Here is a 22,623-nt window from a genome sequence, read left to right on the forward strand (position 1 = left end):
TTATAATTAAACCCTATTAGATTAAATATAAATTAGTATGTTAATTATCTAATTTGCTTTTTTTTATGTTTAGTTTCTGTTTATTTTTTTATCAGTGACTGGAGGTATACTTTGGGAAGTTAATTCTAACCAGATATAAGGATTCTCCTGTGAAAAAAAATTTATTAGCTTTAATTATTGCCCCTTTAATTGTGCATGCAACAGATGCTGAACATAATGGTCAACGACAGAACGAAAAAAAAATAACTAAAGTTATAACGACTTCTTTGTATTATGATAATCCTGTAACATTTGCAGATAAAAAAACAAATGGTGATCGTGCTGTTGGTATATCTGAATTAGATTATATAGTTAATTATCTCGGAAGAAATATCAGAGATAATAATGAAAGTATAGGTATTGCTCAGGATGATATTACCAAAAATCAGCGATTAGCTATTAGTGATAATAGTAAATTGGATGATAAAATAACATCTGTCAGTGAGATGGTGGATAAAAACAGTCATAGAATTGATGCGGTTATGGACGATGTAAGAGGAAGTGTTATTCCTGATTATGTTGATGCTGTCTTGCCGCAAGTCGTTGACGAAAAATTTGGTGAGCATATCACCTCAGTATTTGAACAGAAGGTTTTACCGTTAGCGCAGCGTACAGAGTCATTAGAAAGTAAAACACAGCAACTGGATACTCAACTGGACATTACCACGCGAAAATCACTGCATAATAATATGCTTATCGGCACTATTCCCGGTATGATTAAAGATAATGTAAGAGATAGCCTGGGTGATTATGATGAATATGTGATTGAGCCTCTTAAGCGTCAGGCCGATCACACTGAGTTTGCTGTTCAGGAAGTGGAAAAAACAATAGAATCAGCAAAAGTGGTTACAGGTGTAATTATGGATGCAACAACCCGCCTGGAAGCTGACGTTGATGCACTGAATACCCGGGTTAGTAATGCATCTAAAAAAGCCAATGTAACCAATAACGTTGCCACCGGGAACAGAAAAGATATTGATCAACATACAGTGAAAATCGAGAAAAATGCGCTTGATATGCTGAAAAACCGACAGGATTTACGCGGTCTGGAAAACGATCTGCGGGAAACCAATGAACGTCTTGATAATGGCTTAGCGGCCAATGCGGCACTTAATGGTTTGTTCCAGCCATACGGTATCGGAAAAATGAATATCACGGCAGCGATGGGAGGATACAACTCCACCCAGGCAGTGGCTGTGGGAACCGGTTACCGGTTCAACGAGAACATCGCGATGAAAACGGGTGTTTCATACACCGATTCAAACGATGTGATGTACAACATGGCAGTTAACCTTGAGTGGTAATGCTGTGTGATGGTGACTGAATAGTCATGTTCTTCATACCCTTATTCATTCAATTCGCAGATTTGTTGGCTGCACTTTGAATGACGTCGGGTATATACTCCTCCTTTCAAATTGGCGTTTTGGGTTGTTTTTTAACAGGAATATATACCCTGCATAATTTGGGACTCATACATCCTGAAATCTGACGGGTATAATGTTTTATGAGAATGACAGGTTTACTGCATTTGAGATAATTGTTCCTGCTATATTTGCCATACTTTGGGAAATATATCAATTATTGGTATATTTCCCTTTTTTATTGGATGAATAAGCCTCTATATTATAACCAAAATAAAAAGTCATCGATAAAAATAATATCAATGACTTTTAAATAATAATATATACCCGACGTCATTCAAGATGCAGGCAGGCGGTAAGTGAAGATAAACGGGGAGCATACATTAGTATGTGACCCGGTTAGCTGAGCGTAGCCAACACACCTGCAGTTTGAATGAATAAGGGTATAATTAATTGAATTCTTTTGGTTCCGGCCCTAAGCGCGTCCCGGTATCGAGTTGCTGAACAAGGGCAAGCTCTTCTTTCTCAAGTCGGAAATCAAAGACATTAAAATTTTCCTGAATCCGTATCGGTGTGACTGATTTCGGAATAACAATCAGCCCGCGATCCAAATGCCAGCGAATCACTATCTGTGCCGGGGTTTTCTGGTATTTTGCTGCCAGCGACTGAATTATCTCTGTATCGAACACACCTTCGCCACCTTGTGCCAGCGGACTCCAGGACTCAGTATGGATAGAGTGAGTTGCATTCCATGCCTGCAATTCGCGCTGCTGCAAAAGCGGATGAAGCTCAATCTGGTTAAGCACAGGCTTCACGCCGGTTTTATGGATAATGCGTTGCAGATGGCCGACATCAAAGTTACACACGCCGATACTGCGGGTCAGACCTGATTTTTGCAGCTCAATCAATTGCTCCCAGGCACTGACATAGTGATCGGCCGCCGGAGCGGGCCAGTGGATAAGATAGAGATCGACATAATCGAGCTGTAATTTTTTCAGGCTCTCTTCAAGTGCTTTTCCGGCGTTCTGCTGGTCACTGTTCCACAACTTTGTGGTAATAAACAGTTCATCACGGGGAATCGTAGTGGATTTCAGCGCGTCACCGACACCTTCTTCATTCTGATAAATTGCAGCCGTATCAATCAGACGATAGCCGGTTTCCAGCGCGGTGCTGACAGCAACGCCCACCTCATCGTTACCGGCTTTCCAGACACCTAATCCCAGTTGTGGCATCAAATGACCATCGGATAAGGTAATTAGTGCGGGTTTATTCATGTTACCTCCGGTAATAAACGTTAAAGATGTTTCAGACGGCAGCACGGTAAATTCGTTCACTGACTTGCGGCGTAATATCCTGCTGCTCACCTAATGCAGTCTGTCCGTGTTCGATAAGCTTTGCCACTAATTGCGGGATCCCGCTGTCATCTATCTGATAATCGGAAAAGCGGGTTTTCACCCCCATTTCTTCAAAAAAGACGCGGGTAGCTTCAATCGCACACTCTATCCGGCTCTCTTCAGAACCATCAGTCAGATGCCAGATATGCTCTGCATACTGTAATAATTTTTCCCGTTTGGTTTTGCGTTTTTCATGCAGCAGAGCCGGTAACACAATCGCGAGTGTTTGTGCGTGATCCAGACCGTGGAGAGCGGTAATTTCATGTCCCAGTGCATGGGTTGCCCAATCCTGCGGCACACCAGCACCGATCAATCCGCTCAGTGCCTGGGTTGCGGCCCACATCACATTCGCACGGCTGTCATAATCATCCGGATTTGCCAGTACTTTCGGGCCTTCTTCAATCAGCGTCAGTAAAATGCCTTCCGCAAACCTGTCCTGAATTTTCGCATTGACCGGGTAGGTCAGATACTGCTCCAGGGTGTGAATAAATGCATCAACCACACCGTTTGCCGTCTGGCGTGGCGGCAGTGTAAAGGTGGTCTGCGGATCAAGTATCGCGCATTTCGGATGCACCAGCGGATTGCCGAATGATTGTTTATCCCCGGTTTCCCGGCGGCTGACCACAGAAAAACAGTTAGTTTCAGAGCCGGTTGCCGGCAGTGTCAGAACACAGGAAATTGGCAGTGCGCTACGGATATCCTGCCCGCCGTTTGTAACGATTTTCCACGGGTCACCCGGGTAATCCACCGCTGCGGCAATAAATTTTGTGCCGTCAATAACCGAGCCGCCGCCGACTGCCAGCAGATAATTAATGCCGTTTTCACGGATATACGCGACGGCTTTTATCAGTGTTTCGTAAGCGGGGTTCGGTTCAATCCCGGAAAATTCATGAAGATCGTAGCCATCCAGCGCCCCTATAACCTGCTCATAAACACCGTTACGCTTGATACTGCCGCCACCGTACAGCATCAGTACTTTTGCGTCTTTCGGAATTTCACTGCTGAGTTTGGCGATTTGGCCTTTACCAAAGCGGATTTTAGTCGGGGTATAAAGTGTAAAGTTGTTCATTATTTCTCCGTGAATGATTTGGAAAAATGGGGCGGATAACCACTAAGTGTAGTGTAATTCAGCGAAGGTGTGATGCTGAATCTGAATATGCGCTGTAAATATCAGTGGGCAGACAGACAAAAAAGCTCCCGCAGGAGCTCTCAGATTATTTTTTGTGTGCGCGCCGGTGGCGGCGGTTAAGCAGCGCGCGGCGTCTGCGGTAATGCCGGATAAACAGATACGCAGAGGCAAGAATACCGATAACCAGGAAGAAAACCGGGATCAGCAGCAGTGCGGTCATCACCAGCTGTTCATGGGCCTTTACAAACGGGATCTGATTGAGCACATAACCAAATGTTGTAATGATGGCTACCCAGAGAAATCCGCTGATCCAGTTAAAAAACTGAAACCGGCGGTTCGGCAGGGTGGATAATCCCGCCAGCAGTGGCAGCAGTGTGCGGACAAAACCGAGAAAACGGCCAATCAGCAGAGCGTATAGTCCGTGGCGGTTAAACAAAACCTCCGCTTTCTGATGATAATTTTTCGGTATTTGCATCATCCAGCGCCTGACGGTCTTAGTGTCACTCAGCCAGCGCCCCTGTACAAATCCGAGCCAACTGCCCAGACCGGCGGCGGCAGTCAGAATCGCCAGTGTCGGTAAAAAGTCCATCACACCTTTGGCTATCAGCGCCCCGGACAATATCAGCAGGGTATCGCCGGGTAAAAAGGCGGTGGGTAACACGCCATTCTCCAGAACAATCACGGTAAAGAGAATGGCATAAACCAGCCAGATAACATCGGGGTTGGAGAGGGCTGCGAAATCGTGCGACCAGAGCGCGCTCACAATCTCGGATAAACTATGCATGAGGTTTCCTGTAAAACGAGATCCGGAATCATAATGCAGATAGTGTATCGCAAAAAAAGAACAGTCGTTTGATTTGATCGGGTTTTTATTCTGATTCACTGACGGTATAAAGAGCACAAAAACCAGACCGTTTCGTCAGCAGACTGATGTAAACACTTAGCTTTTCGTGTGTGATTTTAACAGGAAATGGTTTTTTTTTGGTAAACGGTAATGATAATTACTATCAAATCACACAAGATTTGGTATGATCAGCGGGTTTCGTTTTATGGGTAGCGATGAATAACATATTTTATTTTTTGCTGAAAAATAGTTCATAACAAAAGAGAGTTGAAGGCCAACTGATGCGTAATCTGACCGTTTCTGTTCTATTGGCGTTAAGTTTAACCGGCAGTGCGTTTGCGGATAATACTGCCACACCACCAGCCACAACAGCAAACAGCCCGGCCATCGCCGTCGGACAGTCTGTTCAGACATCTGCCGCCGGTAATGCCACAGGCGCTGCGGTTGAGCAACCGGCCGCATCAGGTACGGTTACAGACGTTTCTGTTCCGGATACCACCGGCACTCTGACAGAAGCACCGTCAGACAATAACCGGGGTTTTGCCGCAGAACTGTCTGTTATTTCAATGTACCAGGGAGCGGATGTTATCGTTAAAACGGTAATGATCGGCCTTATTATTGCATCAATAATTACCTGGGCACTTTTCTTTTCCAAAGGGTATAACCTTATCACGTCACGCCGCCGGATTTGCCGTGAGGCCGAGGCACTGAGAGGTGCGCGCTCTCTGGATGAAGCTGCCGAAATTGCTGAAACCTTCGGGAAAGACAGTATTACCGGGATGCTGGTGAAGGATGCTGTGACAGAACGTACACTGTCCGAGAAAAGTAATGATCCTGCCGGCACCAAAGATCGCGTAATTTTCCGCCAGGAGCGCATTGTTGCTGCGGTTGTCCGTCACATGGGCAGAGGTAACGGTTATCTGGCCACCATTGGTGCAATCTCGCCGTTTGTGGGTCTGTTCGGAACCGTCTGGGGGATCATGAACAGCTTTATCGGTATTGCACACTCCCAGACCACAAACCTGGCCGTTGTTGCCCCGGGGATTGCTGAAGCGCTGCTGGCAACAGCATTAGGTCTGGTTGCGGCTATTCCTGCGGTGGTTATTTATAATATTTTTGCCCGTATGATCTCGTCTTTCCGTGGTGATCTGGGTGACACGGCGGCTCACACAATTTTATGGCTGGGTCGTGACCTGGATCTGGCTGACAGCAAAGCAAGGTAATGACTGATGGCAATGCGTCTTAACGAAGATCTTGATGACAGCGGCGAATTGCATGAAATTAACGTCACACCATTCATTGATGTGATGTTAGTTCTGCTGATCATCTTCATGGTAGCGGCTCCGCTGGCAACGGTTGATATCAAAGTGAATCTGCCTGCATCAACGGCAAAACCACAGCCGCGTCCGGAAAAACCGGTATTTTTGACAGTGAAAGCCGACAATCAGCTGCTGGTTGGTGAGCAGGAAGTCACAAAAGAGACACTGGCTCAGATTCTGGATCAAACCACAGAATCGAACAAAGAAACGACGATTTTCTTCCAGGCGGATAAAACCGTGGATTATGAAACCCTGATGGGCATTATGGATGCCTTACGTAAAGCGGGGTATCTGAAAGTCGGATTAGTCGGTATGGAGTCTGCGGATAAATAACGTAGCAATAACGCAGCTAAATGACTGAAAAGCCGCTGATATCAGCGGCTTTTTTGTTGCCATTCATTGATGGCATCAATGCGTCGGCGGGTCAGTTCTGTTTTAATATCTGCCCCTTTAAAGCCAGCATCGATAACCGGTTTGACAGCAACCTGCTGCGCGACAGCAAATGCGTCAGATAACAGCTGTCCCGGCAGATAATCATCAGTCCCGGGTGACATCCGGCAGCGGTAATCTGCTTCACCTGCCAGGGCAAGCTGCTTAATTCGTTCCGGTTTCCGCCAGGCATCCAGGTTGTCAAACAGCGTAATAATATCATCTGCACTAAGATGGCTGATGCGGTGGACACAGTGATAAAAACGACTTGAGAGCAGCGCCAGATCCCGCGCAGGGTTTGGTACCCGCAAACGTGTTGACAGCGCCTTAATTGCGGCAACGCCTTCTGTCATCCCCTTATGACTCAGATACAGACATAAGACGGCAAAGCGGATCTCTGTGCTGCCAGTCAGCGTGGTTATCTGCTGCAATGCCTGTTCAGTCAGTGTGCCGTAATCTGTTTGTCCGTCAGTTTCCCGGTAGAGTGCATCCAGTTCCGGAAACAGAACCGCAAGGGCTTTGCAGCGGCGCAGTACAGAGAAATAGATCTCCGGATGTGCACTGTTCAGCGCTTTTTCTGTCTCTTTCCAGACCCGTTCGGCAGTAAGGTGAGTCAGTTCGCCCTGTTCAGTGATGGTGGTCATCAGCGCCAGGGTTTCCGGTGCAATGGTAAAACCCAGCGCGGTAAAACGGGCAGCAAAGCGCGCCACGCGCAGAACACGCAACGGATCTTCAGTGAAAGCATCAGAGACATGACGCAAAATCCGGTTTCGCAGATCGTCCGTACCCCGGTACGGATCATACAGTGTGCCGTCAGCTGCTTGTGCAATCGCATTGATGGTCAGGTCACGGCGCTGTAAATCGTCTTCCAGCGTCACATCCGGCGCGCTGTAACAGGCAAATCCGGTATAACCGGCACCCGTTTTTCGTTCCGTGCGCGCCAGTGCGTATTCTTCCCGTGTTACCGGATGAAGAAATACCGGGAAGTCCCGCCCGACCTGCTGATAGCCCTGTGCCAGCATTGTCTCAGGTGCGGCACCGACCACAACCCAGTCTTTATCTGTAACAGGCTGTCCCAGCAGGGTGTCGCGGACCGCTCCGCCGACCAGGTAAATTTCCACTATAACCTCCTGAACTGATACGGCATCAGTTCATCCAGCGATCTTTTTTCTTCCGGCGGGGAACCATATGCGGCAGTAACAGACCCAGCAGAAGGCCTACACCGGCAACACCGCCACCGTACATAAACCATTGCAGGATAATATCGCGTTGCTTATCATCTAACTGGACACTGATAGCATCGAGTTTTTTCTTCGCGACCACGACCTGGTTACGCAGGCTGTCATTCTCTTTTTTCAGATTATTGATGATGTCATCACTGGCGGCCACGCGGTTTTGTATATCGGAGGTCTTGTCATTCCAGGTCCCGTCGATATTGGCGAGTTTTCCGCGCAGTGTTTTTATTTCTTCTTCCATTGCCGGGACACGCTCTTTCAGGCTTGGCGTGGCACTCAGCATTTCTTTCGGCAGCCAGACATCGCGGTTTTTACTGTCGCGGACCTGGACAAAACCAGTTTCATTATTCACATTAATTACGGTGACTTTTTCACCCGAATTCAGTGAACCTGCGATACGATAACGGGCACTGGGACCACTGTGAACATAAGTGGACAGATCATCAGACACATAGCGGGTTTCTTCAGCATATGCGGTCAGGCTGCCAAGGGCTGCAAAGAACAAAGGTAATAAGGCGAGTTTTTTCATCGTCATAGACTTATCATTCGTTGGTTATGAAATAGCATACTAATGAGTTAAGTGTGCGGGTGCAAACGTTAAACAGCCATGAGAACATTCTTAACAGCGGAATAAAAAATGGCATAACGTCGATAAACAGCAAAAAATCCGGTGATTAATGGTGCGATAAAGGCACTTTCATCATAAATGAATAAATAAAGTTAATATAATCATCTGAGTGAGATTACGGGACAGTTTATGAACACTTACGAAACAGAACTTAAATTTGCAGTAAAGCCGGAGGCTATCGCCGCGGCGATAGCCGCACTGACGGTGTTTCCTCATCAGCATTTCCGGGCTGTCCGTCTGACTAACCGCTATTTTGAAACTGCTGACGACACGCTGCGCGGGTGGGATATGGGCCTGCGGATCCGCGGTTGTGATACGGAATATGAAATGACACTGAAAACGGCGGGAAATGATCTCGGCGGATTGCATCAGCGTCCGGAATATAATATTCCGCTTTCCCTGCAGGAGCTTGATTTATCAGCATTGCCGGCGGATGTCTGGCCGGTGCAAACGGATGTGACCGCATTGCAATCTGCACTCAGTACCCGTTTTTCCACCGATTTTGCCCGTGAAAAGTGGCTGCTTACTGTTAATAACAGTCTGGTGGAAGCCGTACTGGATCAGGGCAGTGTAGTGGCGGGTGATGCACAATCCCCTATCTGTGAATTTGAGCTGGAGCTGAAAGAAGGGACAGTCGGGGATCTGCTGCTGGCGGCAAAAGTACTGGCACCTCTGGCGGGATTACGTCTCGCAGGACGCAGTAAAGCTGCGCGGGGCTACTGGCTGGTACAGGGCTCACCAAAACCGGTGCTGCCGGCGTTATTAACAGCACCGGATCTGCAGGCAGCTGTGGCGGATGTGCTCACCGCACTGATTAAACAATGGCAGAGCCTGGAAGAGGCGTGGTTACTGGATACAGACAACGCACTGCCCGCATTGCAGCAGACAGTTGTACAACTGATGAGTCTTGCGGATATTTATCCGGGCTCGGTCCCGGATTTTGTCCGTGACTGCCCGCTGGCAGACATTGCCGCTGCGCTCTCCGGGACCGCGGCAAACGCGTCTGATGTCTGTTTCAGTCCAGCCTGGTTGCAGTGTAAACTGGCTTTCACGCAATGGATTTTCGCACTATGGATGGCGGAACCCGCCATATAATTTACGGGTATGTTGCCCTGTAATGTGAATCTGATGACAAAAGGAACATTGATGCTGCCGCTGACTCCGGTACTCCGGCAACAGGCTGAGCGGATTTCCGCCCGGCTTGATGCAAATCTGGCCCCGTATTCTGCACAGGAAGAGTGTGTTTTTGCGGGCAGTGACTTTGTGGCACAGCTGTGTATCTGCCACCCTGACTGGTTGCAGGCTCTGAGAAACCAGCCGCCGCAGCCGGATGAATGGCAAAATTATGCGCCCCGGCTGGCGGATGCGATGGCAGGTATCACTCAGGAAGAGGATGTTATGCGGGTACTGCGCCTGTTCCGTCATCAGATGCTGATGCGCATTGCATGGATGCAGATCCTGCGTCAGAGCCCGGTTCATACCACATTGCGTCAGCTGAGTGAACTGGCGGAGGTTCTGATTATCGGCGCCCGCGACTGGCTGTATCAGCGCTGCTGCGCGGAGTGGGGAACGCCGTGTTCCGCTGACGGCGAAGCTATGCCATTGCTGATCCTCGGTATGGGTAAGCTCGGCGGTGGTGAACTGAATTTCTCCTCAGATATCGATCTCATCTTTGCTTATCCCGAAAACGGCGTGACACAAGGTGGCCGCCGCGAGCTTGAAAATGCACAGTTTTTTACCCGGATGGGGCAAAAAATTATCAAAATGCTGGATCAACTGACGGCGGACGGCTTTGTTTACCGCGTGGATATGCGCCTGCGCCCGTTTGGTGACAGCGGGCCACTGGTATTCAGTTTCTCTGCTCTGGAAGATTATTATCAGGAACAGGGGCGCGACTGGGAGCGCTACGCGATGGTAAAAGCGCGTATTCTCGGGCACGACGACCGCGGATACAGTGATGTGCTGCGTAAAATGCTGCGCCCGTTTGTTTACCGCCGCTATATTGATTTCAGTGTCATTCAGTCGCTACGTAACATGAAAAGTATGATTGGCAGAGAGGTCCGGCGGCGCGGGCTGAAAAATAATATCAAGCTGGGTGCGGGCGGGATCAGGGAAATCGAGTTTATCACCCAGGTCTTTCAGTTGATCCGTGGCGGACGGGAGCCTGGGTTACAGACACAATCACTGGCGGCAGCACTGGCTGAAATTGCGCGCCTGGGGCTGCTCAGTGATGAACAGGTGGCATTGCTGCTGGATGCTTACGCGTATCTGCGGCGTCTGGAAAATTTGTTACAGGCGATTGATGACAACCAGACTCAGACACTGCCGGATACGGAATTGGATAAAGAACGGCTGGCGCATGGAATGGATGCGCCGTCGTGGGCGGCGCTGGAAACCGTTCTGAATGAAAAAATGACCGGGGTTCATCATATTTTTACTGATTTGATTGGTGAGGATGATGAGGCCGGTGAAGATGAAACCGGATTGCAGCCCTTTATTGCCCTGTGGGAGAGCGAACCGGAACTGACTGATATTACAGCCATATTCTCTCTCGATGAAGTTCAGTCAGCTCAGTTTCTGGCCGATTTACAGCTGTTCCGCCGGGATCTGGGTAAACGGACCATCGGGCCGCGCGGGCGTGATGTGCTTGATCAACTGTTACCCAAACTGCTGGCAAAACTGGCACAACAGCCGGATGCTCAGGTTATTTTACAACGACTGACTCCGCTGCTGCTCGGCATCGTCAGCCGCACGACCTACCTGGAACTGCTGCTGGAATCTGATGTGGTTCTGACCCACGTTGTCCGGCTGTGTGCAGCATCCCCGATGATTGCAGTACAACTGGCACGTCACCCGCTGCTGTTGGATGAACTGCTGGATCCTGCATCTCTTTATCAGCCTCTGCCGCTGACGGCGTACCGTGATGAGCTGCGCCAGTATCTGATGCGGGTGCCGGAAGAGGATGAAGAACAGCAGCTTGAAGCACTGCGTCAGTTTAAGCAGGCACAATTATTGCGCATTGCAGCGGAAGATATCACGGGTGTCCTGCCGGTCATGAAGGTCAGCGACCATCTGACGTATCTGGCGGAAGCCATGATTGACGCTGTGGTTCAGCAGGCATGGATACAGATGGTCAAACGCTACGGCGAGCCGGCACATCTGATCCGCAATAATGGAGACAAAGGATTTGCCGTGATTGGCTATGGCAAACTGGGCGGCTGGGAGCTGGGTTACAGTTCCGATCTCGATTTGGTCTTTCTGCTGGATTGTCCGGAAGGGACGCAGACCACCGGACCGCGTGAAATCGATGCCCGCCAGTTTTATCTGCGACTGGCACAGCGCATTATGCATTTATTCAGTACCCGCACATCGTCGGGCGTATTGTATGAAGTGGATGCCCGCCTGCGCCCGTCCGGTGAAGCCGGGATGCTGGTCAGTACCCCGGAAGCCTTTGCGGATTATCAGAAAAACAGTGCCTGGACGTGGGAGCATCAGGCATTGATCCGTGCCCGCCAGGTGTATGGGGATGTGTCGATTGCCGCCGGGTTTGATGCTATCCGTCGTGAGATATTGTGCCGCCCGCGCGATAATGCACAACTGAAACAGGATGTCCGCGAGATGCGTGAAAAAATGTATCAGCATCTGGGCGGGCGTGACAGTGCGGTATTTAATATTAAATTGGATCCGGGCGGGATCACTGACATTGAGTTTATCGCGCAGTATCTGGTGTTGCGATTTGCGCCGCAGACCCCGGCACTCACGCGCTGGTCTGATAATGTGCGGATTTTTGAACTGATGGCAAACTATGACGTGATGCCGGAAGATGACGCGCAACAACTGACCGCGGCCTACACCACAATGCGCGATACTTTGCATCATCTGGCGTTACAGGAAAAATCCGGCGTGGTACCGCAGACAGAATTTGCCTCACAGCGTCAATTTGTCCGTGACTGCTGGCAGCACTGGCTCGGGGAGTAAGCCCCGCCCCACGGGACAGAAATTGTGATACAGGCTTTTCTGTTCAGCGGCGTGTTTGTGATAATATCAGCAATAATTTCGTTATTTATAAGGTGGAGCAGGGGATGAAAGTAACACTCCCGGATTTTCAGAAGGCAGTTGTTTTAGTCGTCGGTGATGTGATGTTAGACCGCTACTGGCACGGCCCGACCAGCCGGATCTCCCCGGAAGCACCGGTGCCGGTGGTAAAAGTCACTGAGATTGAAGAGCGCCCGGGGGGTGCGGCCAACGTCGCTATGAATATCGCGTCATTGGGGGCTAATTCCCGCCTGGTCGGATTAACCGGAATCGATGATGCTGCCCGCGCTCTGACTGAGCGTCTCAATGAAGTCAATGTACGCTGTGATTTTGTCGGGCTGCCGACACACCCGACCATCACCAAGCTGCGGGTGTTATCGCGTAATCAGCAACTGCTCCGTCTGGATTTCGAAGAAGGATTTGCCGATGTTGATCCGCAGCCGATGCTGGAGCGTATTGAACAGGCGCTGCCGCACATTGGCGCCCTGGTGCTGTCTGACTATGCAAAAGGCGCGCTTGCCCATGTCGAAGAGATGATTGCATTGGCGCGCAAATCAGGTGTTCCGGTTCTGATCGACCCGAAAGGAACCGATTTTGCCCGTTATCGCGGCGCAACCCTGCTGACACCGAATATGTCTGAATTTGAAGCCGTCGCCGGGAAATGCACAGATAATGCGGATATTGAAGAGAAAGGTCTGAAGGTTATCCGTGATTTTGATTTACAGGCACTGCTTATCACCCGCTCGGAGCAGGGAATGAGCCTGCTGCGTCAGGGAATGCCTGCATTACATCTGCCGACATTGGCGCAGGAAGTGTTTGATGTGACCGGTGCCGGTGATACGGTGATCGGTGTACTTGCGACCTCTCTGGCTGCCGGAAAAACTCTGGATGAATCCTGTGCGCTGGCAAATGCTGCCGCCGGTGTGGTAGTCGGTAAAATCGGGACCTCGACCGTATCCCCGGTTGAACTGGAAAATGCCGTACGCGGACGCAGTGAAAACGGGTTTGGTGTGATGACAGAAAATGAACTGCATCAGGCTGTTGCCGCAGCGCGTCAGCGCGGTGAAAAAGTGGTGATGACCAACGGTTGTTTTGACATTCTGCACGCCGGACATGTTTCCTATCTGGCGAACGCGCGCAAACTGGGCGATCGCCTGATTGTGGCAGTGAACAGTGATGCCTCCACCAAACGCCTGAAAGGTGAAAGCCGCCCGGTCAATCCGCTGGATCAGCGTATGATTGTGCTTGGCGCGCTGGGTGCTGTGGATTGGGTGGTTCCGTTTGAAGAAGATACGCCGCAGCGCCTGATTGCCGCCGTATTGCCGGATATTCTGGTAAAAGGCGGGGATTATCGCCCTGAAGATATCGCCGGCAGTGAAGAAGTATGGGCGGCGGGCGGAGAAGTGAAAGTGCTCAATTTTGAAGATGGCATTTCCACCACCAATATCATTAACGCGATCAATAAATCAAAATAACTGACTGATTATACCCTTATTCATTCGAACTGCAGGTTCGTTGGCTACGCTCAGCCCGCCGGGTCACATACTTATGTATGCTCCCCGGCGGTCGGAGCTTGCCGCCTGCCTGCATCCCGAATGACGTTGGGTATATACCCCGGTTCATTCAAACGGCAGGTTCGTTGGTTGCATCTTATAAACAGGCGATACACGCGGTGTATCACCTGTTGTTATTACTCGCCGTCTTTCGCCGACAGGCGGGTTTCTAATTCTGTCAGACGTTTTTCCATCTGAGACAGTTTCTCGCGGGTGCGCAACAGCACCTGAGTCTGTACATCAAACTCTTCGCGGTTAACCATATCCAGCTTACCGAGCTGAGACTGCAAAACTGCCCGCATTTTTTTATCAATATCTGCCCCGATCTCCCGCACGCCTTTCGGCAGCGCACTTTGCAACTGTGTGGCAATTTGTTCAATTTTTTTCGGGTCAATCATGATTTTTCCTTTATGAGCCGGAGAGTCTTAATGTTGCAAATAGTAACCCGGTACGGGATTTTGAACCAGTCTGAGTTCTCATTTTGAGCTTCCTGTAAAAATAACCGCTGGCCGGGCTTACCTGTTGGAGGTATAGTGATCCTGCTATCTCAGGGCGGGGTGAAAGTCCCCACCGGCGGTAAACATTCCATTGCGAATGAAGCCCGCGAGCGCTTCACCTCACGTGAAGGTCAGCAGATCCGGTGTAATTCCGGGGCCGACGGTTAAAGTCCGGATGGGAGAGAAATCAGCATCAGCCGGGCATTATGTGCCCGTCCGATAGCATATTCATATACTGATCTGTACAGGTTATTGCCTGCTATGGTTTGTTTTATGATATGTATGCAACTCCTAAGACTGCCCTGGTTCTGGTAATCATTTTTAATTACGATGAGGTTTATTTACCATGAATCAGACGCTACTTTCAGATTACGGTAATCCGATTGAACGTGCAGAACGAGCCATTGAAGCTATCCGTCAGGGACGGGGTGTTATGGTGCTCGATGATGAAAACCGCGAAAACGAAGGCGATATGGTGTTTGCCGCCGAAACCATGACTGTTGAGCAGATGGCACTGACCATCCGTCACGGCAGTGGCATTGTCTGTCTGTGCCTGACTGACGAACGCCGTCAGCAGCTTGACCTGCCGATGATGGTGGAAAACAACTCCAGTCAGTTTAAAACCGGTTTTACAGTAACAATTGAAGCGGCACGCGGTGTTACCACCGGCGTTTCCGCCGCTGATCGCATCACCACTATCCGTGCTGCCGTTGCCGATGGCGCAACACCTGCTGATCTGCATCGCCCGGGCCATGTGTTCCCGCTGCGTTCACAGAACGGCGGAGTATTAACCCGTCGCGGTCACACTGAAGCCTCGGTTGATTTGGCGACACTCGCAGGGCTGAAGCCGTACGGTGTACTGTGTGAACTGACCAATGATGATGGCTCGATGGCGCGCGCGCCACAAGTTATCACCTTTGCGAAAGCACATGATATGCCGGTGGTGACAATTGATGACCTGGTGCAGTACCGCGGGCAGTTAATGGCAAAAGCGGTCTGACCATTCATTTATAAACAGGTCAGCTATAACAGGGTCAGTAACTGAACATACTGAAATTTACTAAATGCCGCTGCTGACACAGCGGCATTAATATATCGACAACGCGCGAAAAAAACGTGGTTTTTCACACGTTGTGTTATCAGCCGAAAATCAATATATTGATTTTCCTGGTTTATTTTTACAACCTCTGATTTGTCGTCGCCAAACCCTGCTGGTTTGTCAACGGCATTTTTTTTATCATATTTTTTGAATAACTTCATCATGATTACCCCGCGTGATTGCGCGTTAAATGGCATACACTGATCTCAGTGAACGAATTTTATGCGAGGTTAACAATGAAACGATTACCGGCTCTGTTTGTGGGTCATGGCAGCCCGATGAATGTCCTGGAAACCAACCGCTATACTGAAACCTGGCGACAACCGGGAGAACAACTCCCGCGTCCGTCTGCTATTCTTGTGGTGTCAGCACACTGGTATACACAGGGTTCATGGCTGACATCCGCTTCACACCCGCGCACTATCCATGATTTTCGCGGGTTCCCGCAGGCCTTACAGGAAACAGAATATCCTGCTCCGGGATCGGCGACGCTGGTGGAACGGGTTAAAAATTTGCTGAATGAGGATAATATCGGCGAAGATAACGGCGAATGGGGACTTGATCACGGCAGCTGGGGGATTTTAGTTAAAATGTTCCCGGATGCGGATATCCCGGTGGTTCAGCTGAGTATCGACGGCAGCAAACCGGCGCAATGGTATTATGATACCGGACGAAAACTGGCGGCTCTGCGTGATGAAGGTGTGCTGGTGCTCGGCAGCGGAAATGTGGTGCATAATCTGCGGGAAATGGACTGGCAGAATGCGCAGGCTGAACCTTATCCGTGGGCGGAAAGCTTTAATACCTTTGTGCGGGATAATCTGGACAGCGAAATTGTACCGCATCCGCTGATTAATGCGCTTGACCGGGAAGACGGCAAACGTGCTAATCCGTCACCGGAGCACTTCCTGCCGCTGCTGTATATTCTGGGCATGCGCGAAGGTGCCGAGCCGGTAACTGTCACTGTCGACGGAATAGAATCTGCATCACTGAGTATGTTATCAGTTCAGGTTGGTTAACGACCTTTAATAAAAAATCCCCGGTACATCAGATGTGCCGGGGATTTTTGTATCAGCTGAATACTATTCGTCAGTCAATAATAATATGCGGATAGAAACGGGAGAGATCCTGCGTTATCAGTGCTCTGTCTTCACGGATACAGATACCGCCGGATTCATCATTCACCAGCCAGCTGCCGATGAGTGTGTAGCTGTCGCCGAACTTCGGCAGAGGATGGAACTGCTGAACAATCATCCCCTCTTCACCGTACGGGCCGTCAGCGGCTGCTATCTCTTTTCCGTTCTCAATAATCCGGATATTCGCCCCTTCGCGGGAGAACAGCGGCTTAATGACATAGCTGTCCATCTCCGGATACGGCTTATCAGTAAAATACGCCGGTAACAGATTCGGATGATCCGGGAACATTTCCCACAGCAGCGGCAACAGGGCTTTATTGGAGATAATGCTCTTCCATGCCGGCTCCAGCCAGCGTACACCGGCATCTGTCAGCTTGGTTGAGAAAATCTCGCGCATCATAAACTCCCACGGATAGAGTTTAAACATGTTGCTGATTATCTGATCCTGAAGATCAGTAAACTCACCGCGATCGCCCAGCCCGATATCTTCGATAAACAGGAAATCAGTGGTGATCCCCGCTTCCTGCGCGCAATCCTGTAAATACTGAATAGTGCCGCGATCTTCCACAGAGTCCTGACAGCAGGCCATGTGCAGATAACGGAATCCGAATTCTTCGGCTAATACACCAAAGCGCTCAATCAGTTTTTCCTGGATGCCGTTAAACTGATCGGCATTTTCCGGCAGATTACCGGCCGCAATCTGATCTTCCAGCCAGATCCACTGGAAAAAAGCGGATTCATACAGAGATGTCGGCGTATCGGCATTGTTTTCTAACAGCTTAGGCGGATTGACACCGTCGTAAGCCAGATCAAGACGTGAATAAAGAGAAGGCTGGCGGGTTGCCCATGATTCGCGCACCAGATCCCAACAGTGTTTCGGGATCTGAAAACGGGCCATCAGTTCATCACTTTGTGTGACTTTATCCACCACCTGAAGACACATCTGATGCAGCTCATTGGTCACTTCTTCGATTTCATCGATTTGTGCTAAAGAGAACTGATAACAGGCATCTTCTGACCAGTACGGCTCGCCGTACATAGTATGGAAATGAAAGCCGAATTCATCGGCTTTCTCACGCCAGTCCGGGCGCTCGCTAATCGGGACTCGTTTCATGGCTAATCAGCCACCCATTGAGCGTGAAGAAGAGCTGCTGCCGGATGAGCGCTGCATTGTATTTTGTTTGGCAACACTGTCACCGAACCCGCCACGGGTTGTGGTTGTGGTGGTCGCCGGTTTTGGCGCCATCGCGGTTTTCGGTACAGTCACAGAGCGTCCGCCGGTTGCGGAGCCGTAGTTTTTACCGGTTGCATCAACAAACTTACCGTTTGCCGGGCTTGCCGCATTACGTGAGGTGAACAGTGGCTGGGATGCAGCACCGCCGCCCATCATACGACCCATCATATAACCGGCCATCAGCGGCATCCAGAAACCACCGGAAGCCTGTGCAGGCTCTTGTTGCTGAGTCTGGTTATTATTTGCCAGCTCAGTAGGCACCTGAGCCTGAGTACACTGGGATTCACCGAACTCAGCTACGCAATCTTCGCGGGTTGCATATTTCGGGGCGGTTTTTACTGCTTCCTGAACGGCATTATTGTATGCGGTAGTACATTCACCGGCCTGTCCCGGGTTTGCTGTTGTGCACTGTTCTGCTGTGGTGTAGAGCGCGACGGTTTCATCGGCTTCATCACAGGCAGCCAGCATCAGAACAGCACCGACGGCGGCAGCAACCGGGGCTAAGCGATATTGACGCCAGGTTTTACGGAAAGCGTCGCGGTTAATATTTTTTGTGCGTTTTATTGTCATTGTCGTTATATCCGTAAACGGTTTCATAAGAGGTAATTGCTGTCTAGGATAGGGGAAAACTGTGTGAAATTAAAGCAGTAATCTGTTTTTTGCGATTGATGCAGATTAAATCAGATTAACAGAAAAGGAAGATGCGCGCCGGTTAAGGTCTTTTTATACCGGAAAAATATCACTCAGGGTAATAACCCTCCGGTTCTCCGGATAAAACCGGATGTTTTACCTGTTTCGCGGATAAGTTATCACTAACCAGAATAAAGTATAAAAAAACCCGCCGGTGAGCGGGTTTCATTATGATGAAGATAAAAATGCTTAGTTGGCTGTTTTACCTGTCACAGAAGAGGGCGCCGTCGGAATGGATTTACCCAGCACCTGATTCAGGCGCAGGACATCTTCTTCATTCAGCGTACCGCGTGCCTGACCGATATAGAGCTGACTTATCAGATAATCATAACGGGCATTTGACAGACTTTTCTTCGCTTCATACAGCGTTGTGGTCGCGTTCAGCACATCAACGATAGTACGTGTACCTACCTGATAACCGGCTTCGGTTGCATTCAGGGAGCTTTCCGCAGAAGTGACAACCTGTTTATAGGCGTTAACACTGCTGACAGATGCATTGATATTGTTGTATGACGAACGGGTAACCTGAATAACCTGACGCAGCGTCGCTTCCAGTTTTTCACTGGCGGCAGTATAACCATACTGAGCCTGATCCACCTGAGAAGACACCATACCACCGGTATACAGCGGAATATTGACATTTACGCCGATGGTACTCTGACCAGCGTAACTATTCGCACGAATATTATTGCTGCCACTGTAATCCTGATTGGTTACACCAGTACCCGCGCTCAGTTCAACAGTCGGGTAGTGGCCTGATTGCGCCATGCTGATTTGTTCTTTTGCCAGGTCGCGGCCCAGAGTGGCACTCAGCAGATTCAGGTTACGTTCCTGCGCTTCTTTGAGCAGCACTTCGATAGCATCCGGTGCACTGGTTTTAAACCGGTTAACATCCAGAGACGCTAAGTCACTGTAATAAATTCCGCTCACCTGACGCAGTTGTTCAATCGTATTTTCAACATCATTACGACCGGATACTTCCTGTGCCAGAACACTGTCGTAGTTGGCACGGGCGTTCTGAACGTCAGTGATTGCCACCAGACCCACATTAAAGCGTTGTGTGGTCTGATCTAACTGGCGGTACACCGCTTCTTTCTGTGACTGCACATAAGAGAGTGTATCCAGTGCGCGCAGAACATTAAAATAGGCAACAGAGGTATCAACAATCAGCTGCTGTTGTGCGCTCTGGAATGTAATGTCACTGATCCCGGCAGTTTTTTCCTGCAAGTCCAGCTGACGCCACTTACTCATATCAAAAATAGTCTGAGTTAATTTCAGCTGCGCATTCAGTGTATTGCTGTTTTGGTTCCGGAGATCACGGTAACCGTTGCCGTATTCATAACCGCCGCCTAAACCTAACTGCGGCAGTAACGGGCTGCGTGCCTCATTAATTTTCTCAAAGGCCTGGTTACGTTCAGCCTGAGTCTGACGCAGGGTCGGGTTCGTCTCTTTTGCTTTTTGATAAACCTGGAGGAGGTCTTCAGCCTGAGTAACAGTACTGAAACCTGCCACACTCACAGCAATGAGAAGAGAAAGCAGTTTCTTCATTAGGATTCCTTTTGCACAGCGATAATCTGTTAGTTGCTTCCCGGGAAGCTTCAAATGACTTTAATTCTAGCAGAGTCAACTTACTATTAAAGGTAGCTGTTTGTGCCATCCGGGTTAAATTAGATTAATTTTACCTCATTGTCCTGAAAATTTCTTTATCTCAAATGATGAAAAACTCCTTTATCATAAAGAATTGATTTAGTGACGGAGAAAATAATATGGCAGATGAACCGAAATTACCTTTTTCTTTTGGTAACAAAGATGTGGAGATCCTCAGCAAAAAAAACGTATTTTCCGGTTTTTTTAAGATTAATGAGTACCGCTTCCGTCATCGCCTGTTTGACGGCGGCTGGAGTCCGGAAATCTGCCGTGAAGTATTTGAAAGAGGCAATGCCGGGGTGATCCTGCCGTATGATCCTGTGCGTGACGAAGTCATTCTGATTGAGCAAATCCGCCTTCCGGCGATAGAGAGCAGCAGCACGCCGTGGTTGCTGGAGGCCGTCGCCGGTATGATTGATAAACCGGGTGAGTCTGCTGAAGAGGTTGTCCGGCGGGAAGCTATGGAAGAGGCTTCGGTACACATCGGGCGCTGTACGTTTGCCCTGAGCTATTTATCCAGTCCCGGTGGCACCTCTGAGCGGATGTATGTGTATATCGGTGAAGCTGACAGTCGTACAGCCGGAGGTGTGCATGGTCTGGCGCAGGAAAACGAAGATATCCGCGTGCATGTTGTCAGTCGTGAACAGGCATATCAGTGGATTGAAAAAGGTGTGATCGATAACGCAGCAACTGTCATTGCAATTCAGTGGCTTGCATTGCACTATGAGGGTATACGAGCAAGCTGGCGGGATAAATAACCCGGATTTTTTTCTCAGACCGGGGAATTGTGTGCGGGATTGCAGATCTCTTCAGCTAAAACACGTTATTATTATGCGTTAGTTGTTAAAATAACAAGGACATCGATTGGAAATCCCGTTGCATTTGACCGTAGCTGACGGCGCTGCGGTCAGAATTTTACAGATTACAGATACGCACCTTTTTGCCGGTGAAACTGAGACATTGTTAGGAATTAATACCCTGCACAGTTATCACGCCGTGCTTGATGCTATCAAAAAGCAGCAACTGCCTGCCGACCTGATTGTGGCGACCGGTGACCTGGTTCAGGATCAGAGCATCCGTGCCTATCAGCGGTTTACGCAGGGTGTTGCCCGTTTACCGGCGCCTTGTGTCTGGCTGCCGGGAAATCATGATTATCAGCCGTCAATGGCAAAAGAACTGGCTGACGCCGGTATCAACCCCGCCAAACATATTTTATTAGGTAAACAGTGGCAGGTACTGCTGCTGGACAGTCAGGTGCAGGGCGTACCGCACGGTGAGCTCAGTGAGTATCAGCTTGCGTGGCTGGATGAGCGCCTGGCACAATATCGTGATCGTCATACGGTTGTGATGCTGCATCATCATCCGCTGGCGTCCGGGTGTACCTGGCTTGATCAGCACAGTCTGCGCAATTCACATGAGCTGGCTGATGTTTTGGTGAAGTATCAGAATATTGATGCGATTTTGTGCGGACACATTCATCAGGATCTGGATATGATATGGAACGGTATGCGCGTGCTGGCAACACCGTCAACCTGTGTTCAGTTTAAACCGCACTGCACTACGTTTACGCTTGATACTGTGGCACCGGGCTGGCGTTATCTGGAACTGACCACGGGTGAACTGCCGGCACTGAAAACAACAGTACATCGCCTGGATACCGACGAATTCAGCCCTGATTTGGGCTCGGAAGGTTACTGATGGCCACACTCCTGTATCTGCACGGCTTTAACAGCTCTCCGTTGTCAGAGAAAGGAATGATGCTGAAATCCTGGCTGGCAGAACATCACCCTGAGATCCGGATGATTATCCCGCAACTTCCCTGCTATCCGGATGAGGCCACCCTCTGTCTGGAAAACCTGATGAGCTCTCTGGCCGGTGAAAATACCGGAATTGTCGGCTCTTCTCTGGGCGGTTATTTTGCTATCTGGTTATCACAAACATTTGATGTGCCCGCAGTGGTTGTTAATCCGGCGGTTTATCCTTTTGAATTATTACAAAATTATTTAGGGGAAAATGTTAATCCCTATACACATGAACGTTACACACTTGAGCCCCGCCACATGCAGGATTTACGGGCTGTGTATGTTGATTCACCTGAATCACCGGATTTAATCTGGTTATTACAACAGACCGGCGATGAAATTCTTGATTACCGTCAGGCTGTCACGCATCTGGTGGCATGCAAACAGACGATTGAACCCGGCGGAAGCCACGCTTTTACGGGTTTTCCCCGGTATTTTCCGCAGATAATTAATTTTCTCGGACTCGGCAATAACTGAAAACCATGTTTTAATTTCCCTGTGACTGGTATTATCGCCAGTATCACTCACGAATTTTGTTTATTTTTTAGCTAATAA

Annotated in this window: 20 protein-coding genes and 1 riboswitch; of the genes, 11 read left to right on the top strand and 9 right to left on the bottom strand. The window is 49.4% G+C overall.

What is annotated here, in order from left to right; translation table 11 throughout:
• Window positions 1–149 precede the first annotated feature (149 nt).
• A complete protein-coding gene (locus tag AYY17_RS21955) occupies window positions 150–1,343 on the top strand; it encodes a YadA C-terminal domain-containing protein (RefSeq protein ID WP_067426215.1) in 1,194 nt (397 codons plus the stop codon).
• A gap of 506 nt (window positions 1,344–1,849) precedes the next feature.
• On the opposite strand, the gene dkgA is transcribed toward AYY17_RS21955, so the two are convergent.
• From dkgA to AYY17_RS18480, 3 genes are all read right to left on the bottom strand, one after another.
• Window positions 1,850–2,674 (bottom strand): 2,5-didehydrogluconate reductase DkgA, encoded by an 825-nt coding sequence (gene dkgA, locus AYY17_RS18470; protein WP_067426365.1) that lies wholly within the window; start codon window positions 2,672–2,674, stop codon window positions 1,850–1,852.
• 31 nt (window positions 2,675–2,705) lie between these two features.
• Window positions 2,706–3,863, bottom strand: coding sequence for an alcohol dehydrogenase (yqhD, locus tag AYY17_RS18475; protein WP_067426217.1), 1,158 nt, complete (start codon window positions 3,861–3,863; stop codon window positions 2,706–2,708).
• Between the two features lie 145 nt (window positions 3,864–4,008).
• On the bottom strand, window positions 4,009–4,707 hold the full coding sequence (locus AYY17_RS18480; RefSeq protein ID WP_067426219.1) for a DedA family protein: 699 nt from the start codon (window positions 4,705–4,707) through the stop codon (window positions 4,009–4,011).
• 341 nt (window positions 4,708–5,048) lie between these two features.
• On the opposite strand from AYY17_RS18480, the gene exbB reads away from it, so the two are divergent.
• Window positions 5,049–5,990, top strand: a complete 942-nt coding sequence (gene exbB, locus AYY17_RS18485; RefSeq protein ID WP_067426221.1) for a tonB-system energizer ExbB — start codon at window positions 5,049–5,051, stop codon at window positions 5,988–5,990.
• 6 nt (window positions 5,991–5,996) lie between these two features.
• A complete protein-coding gene (gene exbD, locus AYY17_RS18490) occupies window positions 5,997–6,419 on the top strand; it encodes a TonB system transport protein ExbD (protein WP_067369432.1) in 423 nt (140 codons plus the stop codon).
• Window positions 6,420–6,460: 41 nt separating this feature from the next.
• Here exbD and AYY17_RS18495 read toward each other — a convergent pair whose 3' ends face one another.
• Together AYY17_RS18495 and AYY17_RS18500 are read right to left on the bottom strand one after the other, a co-directional pair.
• Window positions 6,461–7,636: a multifunctional CCA addition/repair protein gene (locus AYY17_RS18495; RefSeq protein ID WP_067426222.1), complete on the bottom strand. Its 1,176-nt coding sequence runs from the start codon at window positions 7,634–7,636 to the stop codon at window positions 6,461–6,463.
• A 25-nt stretch (window positions 7,637–7,661) separates the two neighbouring features.
• Window positions 7,662–8,279 carry a TIGR04211 family SH3 domain-containing protein gene (locus tag AYY17_RS18500; RefSeq protein WP_067426367.1) on the bottom strand — a complete coding sequence of 206 codons (618 nt, stop codon included), beginning with the start codon at window positions 8,277–8,279 and terminating at the stop codon, window positions 7,662–7,664.
• Between the two features lie 228 nt (window positions 8,280–8,507).
• On the opposite strand from AYY17_RS18500, the gene AYY17_RS18505 reads away from it, so the two are divergent.
• From AYY17_RS18505 to hldE, 3 genes are all read left to right on the top strand, one after another.
• Window positions 8,508–9,473 carry a CYTH domain-containing protein gene (locus tag AYY17_RS18505; RefSeq protein WP_067426224.1) on the top strand — a complete coding sequence of 322 codons (966 nt, stop codon included), beginning with the start codon at window positions 8,508–8,510 and terminating at the stop codon, window positions 9,471–9,473.
• Window positions 9,474–9,524: 51 nt separating this feature from the next.
• Window positions 9,525–12,356, top strand: a complete 2,832-nt coding sequence (glnE, locus tag AYY17_RS18510) for a bifunctional [glutamate--ammonia ligase]-adenylyl-L-tyrosine phosphorylase/[glutamate--ammonia-ligase] adenylyltransferase (RefSeq protein ID WP_067426226.1) — start codon at window positions 9,525–9,527, stop codon at window positions 12,354–12,356.
• Between the two features lie 104 nt (window positions 12,357–12,460).
• On the top strand, window positions 12,461–13,888 hold the full coding sequence (hldE, locus tag AYY17_RS18515; protein ID WP_067426228.1) for a bifunctional D-glycero-beta-D-manno-heptose-7-phosphate kinase/D-glycero-beta-D-manno-heptose 1-phosphate adenylyltransferase HldE: 1,428 nt from the start codon (window positions 12,461–12,463) through the stop codon (window positions 13,886–13,888).
• A 215-nt stretch (window positions 13,889–14,103) separates the two neighbouring features.
• Here hldE and ubiK read toward each other — a convergent pair whose 3' ends face one another.
• The gene (ubiK, locus tag AYY17_RS18520; protein WP_067426230.1) at window positions 14,104–14,364 is read right to left on the bottom strand and encodes a ubiquinone biosynthesis accessory factor UbiK; all 261 of its coding nucleotides are present in this window, start codon (window positions 14,362–14,364) and stop codon (window positions 14,104–14,106) included.
• A gap of 141 nt (window positions 14,365–14,505) precedes the next feature.
• Window positions 14,506–14,654: riboswitch (FMN riboswitch) on the top strand.
• A 155-nt stretch (window positions 14,655–14,809) separates the two neighbouring features.
• Between ubiK and ribB the strand changes: the two genes are divergently transcribed.
• Both ribB and ygiD read left to right on the top strand, forming a co-directional pair.
• Complete coding sequence (gene ribB, locus AYY17_RS18525) at window positions 14,810–15,463, top strand: 3,4-dihydroxy-2-butanone-4-phosphate synthase (protein WP_067426231.1); 654 nt, start codon at window positions 14,810–14,812, stop codon at window positions 15,461–15,463.
• A gap of 335 nt (window positions 15,464–15,798) precedes the next feature.
• On the top strand, window positions 15,799–16,578 hold the full coding sequence (ygiD, locus tag AYY17_RS18535) for a 4,5-DOPA-extradiol-dioxygenase (protein ID WP_067426234.1): 780 nt from the start codon (window positions 15,799–15,801) through the stop codon (window positions 16,576–16,578).
• 70 nt (window positions 16,579–16,648) lie between these two features.
• Here the strand turns inward: ygiD and AYY17_RS18540 are convergent, their stop codons facing one another.
• The 3 genes from AYY17_RS18540 to tolC all read right to left on the bottom strand — a co-directional run bounded on the left by AYY17_RS18540 (window position 16,649) and on the right by tolC (window position 20,167).
• Window positions 16,649–17,809, bottom strand: coding sequence for a glutathionylspermidine synthase family protein (locus AYY17_RS18540; RefSeq protein WP_067426237.1), 1,161 nt, complete (start codon window positions 17,807–17,809; stop codon window positions 16,649–16,651).
• Between the two features lie 6 nt (window positions 17,810–17,815).
• Window positions 17,816–18,499 carry a DUF1190 family protein gene (locus AYY17_RS18545; RefSeq protein ID WP_202906438.1) on the bottom strand — a complete coding sequence of 228 codons (684 nt, stop codon included), beginning with the start codon at window positions 18,497–18,499 and terminating at the stop codon, window positions 17,816–17,818.
• Between the two features lie 309 nt (window positions 18,500–18,808).
• Window positions 18,809–20,167, bottom strand: coding sequence for an outer membrane channel protein TolC (gene tolC, locus AYY17_RS18550; RefSeq protein ID WP_067426239.1), 1,359 nt, complete (start codon window positions 20,165–20,167; stop codon window positions 18,809–18,811).
• A 218-nt stretch (window positions 20,168–20,385) separates the two neighbouring features.
• On the opposite strand from tolC, the gene nudF reads away from it, so the two are divergent.
• The 3 genes from nudF (at window position 20,386) to yqiA (ending at window position 22,545) form a co-directional block, all read left to right on the top strand.
• Complete coding sequence (nudF, locus tag AYY17_RS18555) at window positions 20,386–21,024, top strand: ADP-ribose diphosphatase (protein WP_067426240.1); 639 nt, start codon at window positions 20,386–20,388, stop codon at window positions 21,022–21,024.
• A 106-nt stretch (window positions 21,025–21,130) separates the two neighbouring features.
• Entirely contained in the window at window positions 21,131–21,964 is an 834-nt protein-coding gene (cpdA, locus tag AYY17_RS18560; protein WP_067426242.1) for a 3',5'-cyclic-AMP phosphodiesterase, read from the top strand.
• Entirely contained in the window at window positions 21,964–22,545 is a 582-nt protein-coding gene (gene yqiA / locus AYY17_RS18565) for an esterase YqiA (RefSeq protein WP_067426244.1), read from the top strand. Before cpdA ends, yqiA begins: the two co-directional genes overlap by 1 nt.
• The last annotated feature ends 78 nt before the right edge of the window (window positions 22,546–22,623 follow it).

It is taken from the genome of Morganella psychrotolerans, assembly GCF_001676055.1.
GTDB lineage: Bacteria > Pseudomonadota > Gammaproteobacteria > Enterobacterales > Enterobacteriaceae > Morganella > Morganella psychrotolerans_B.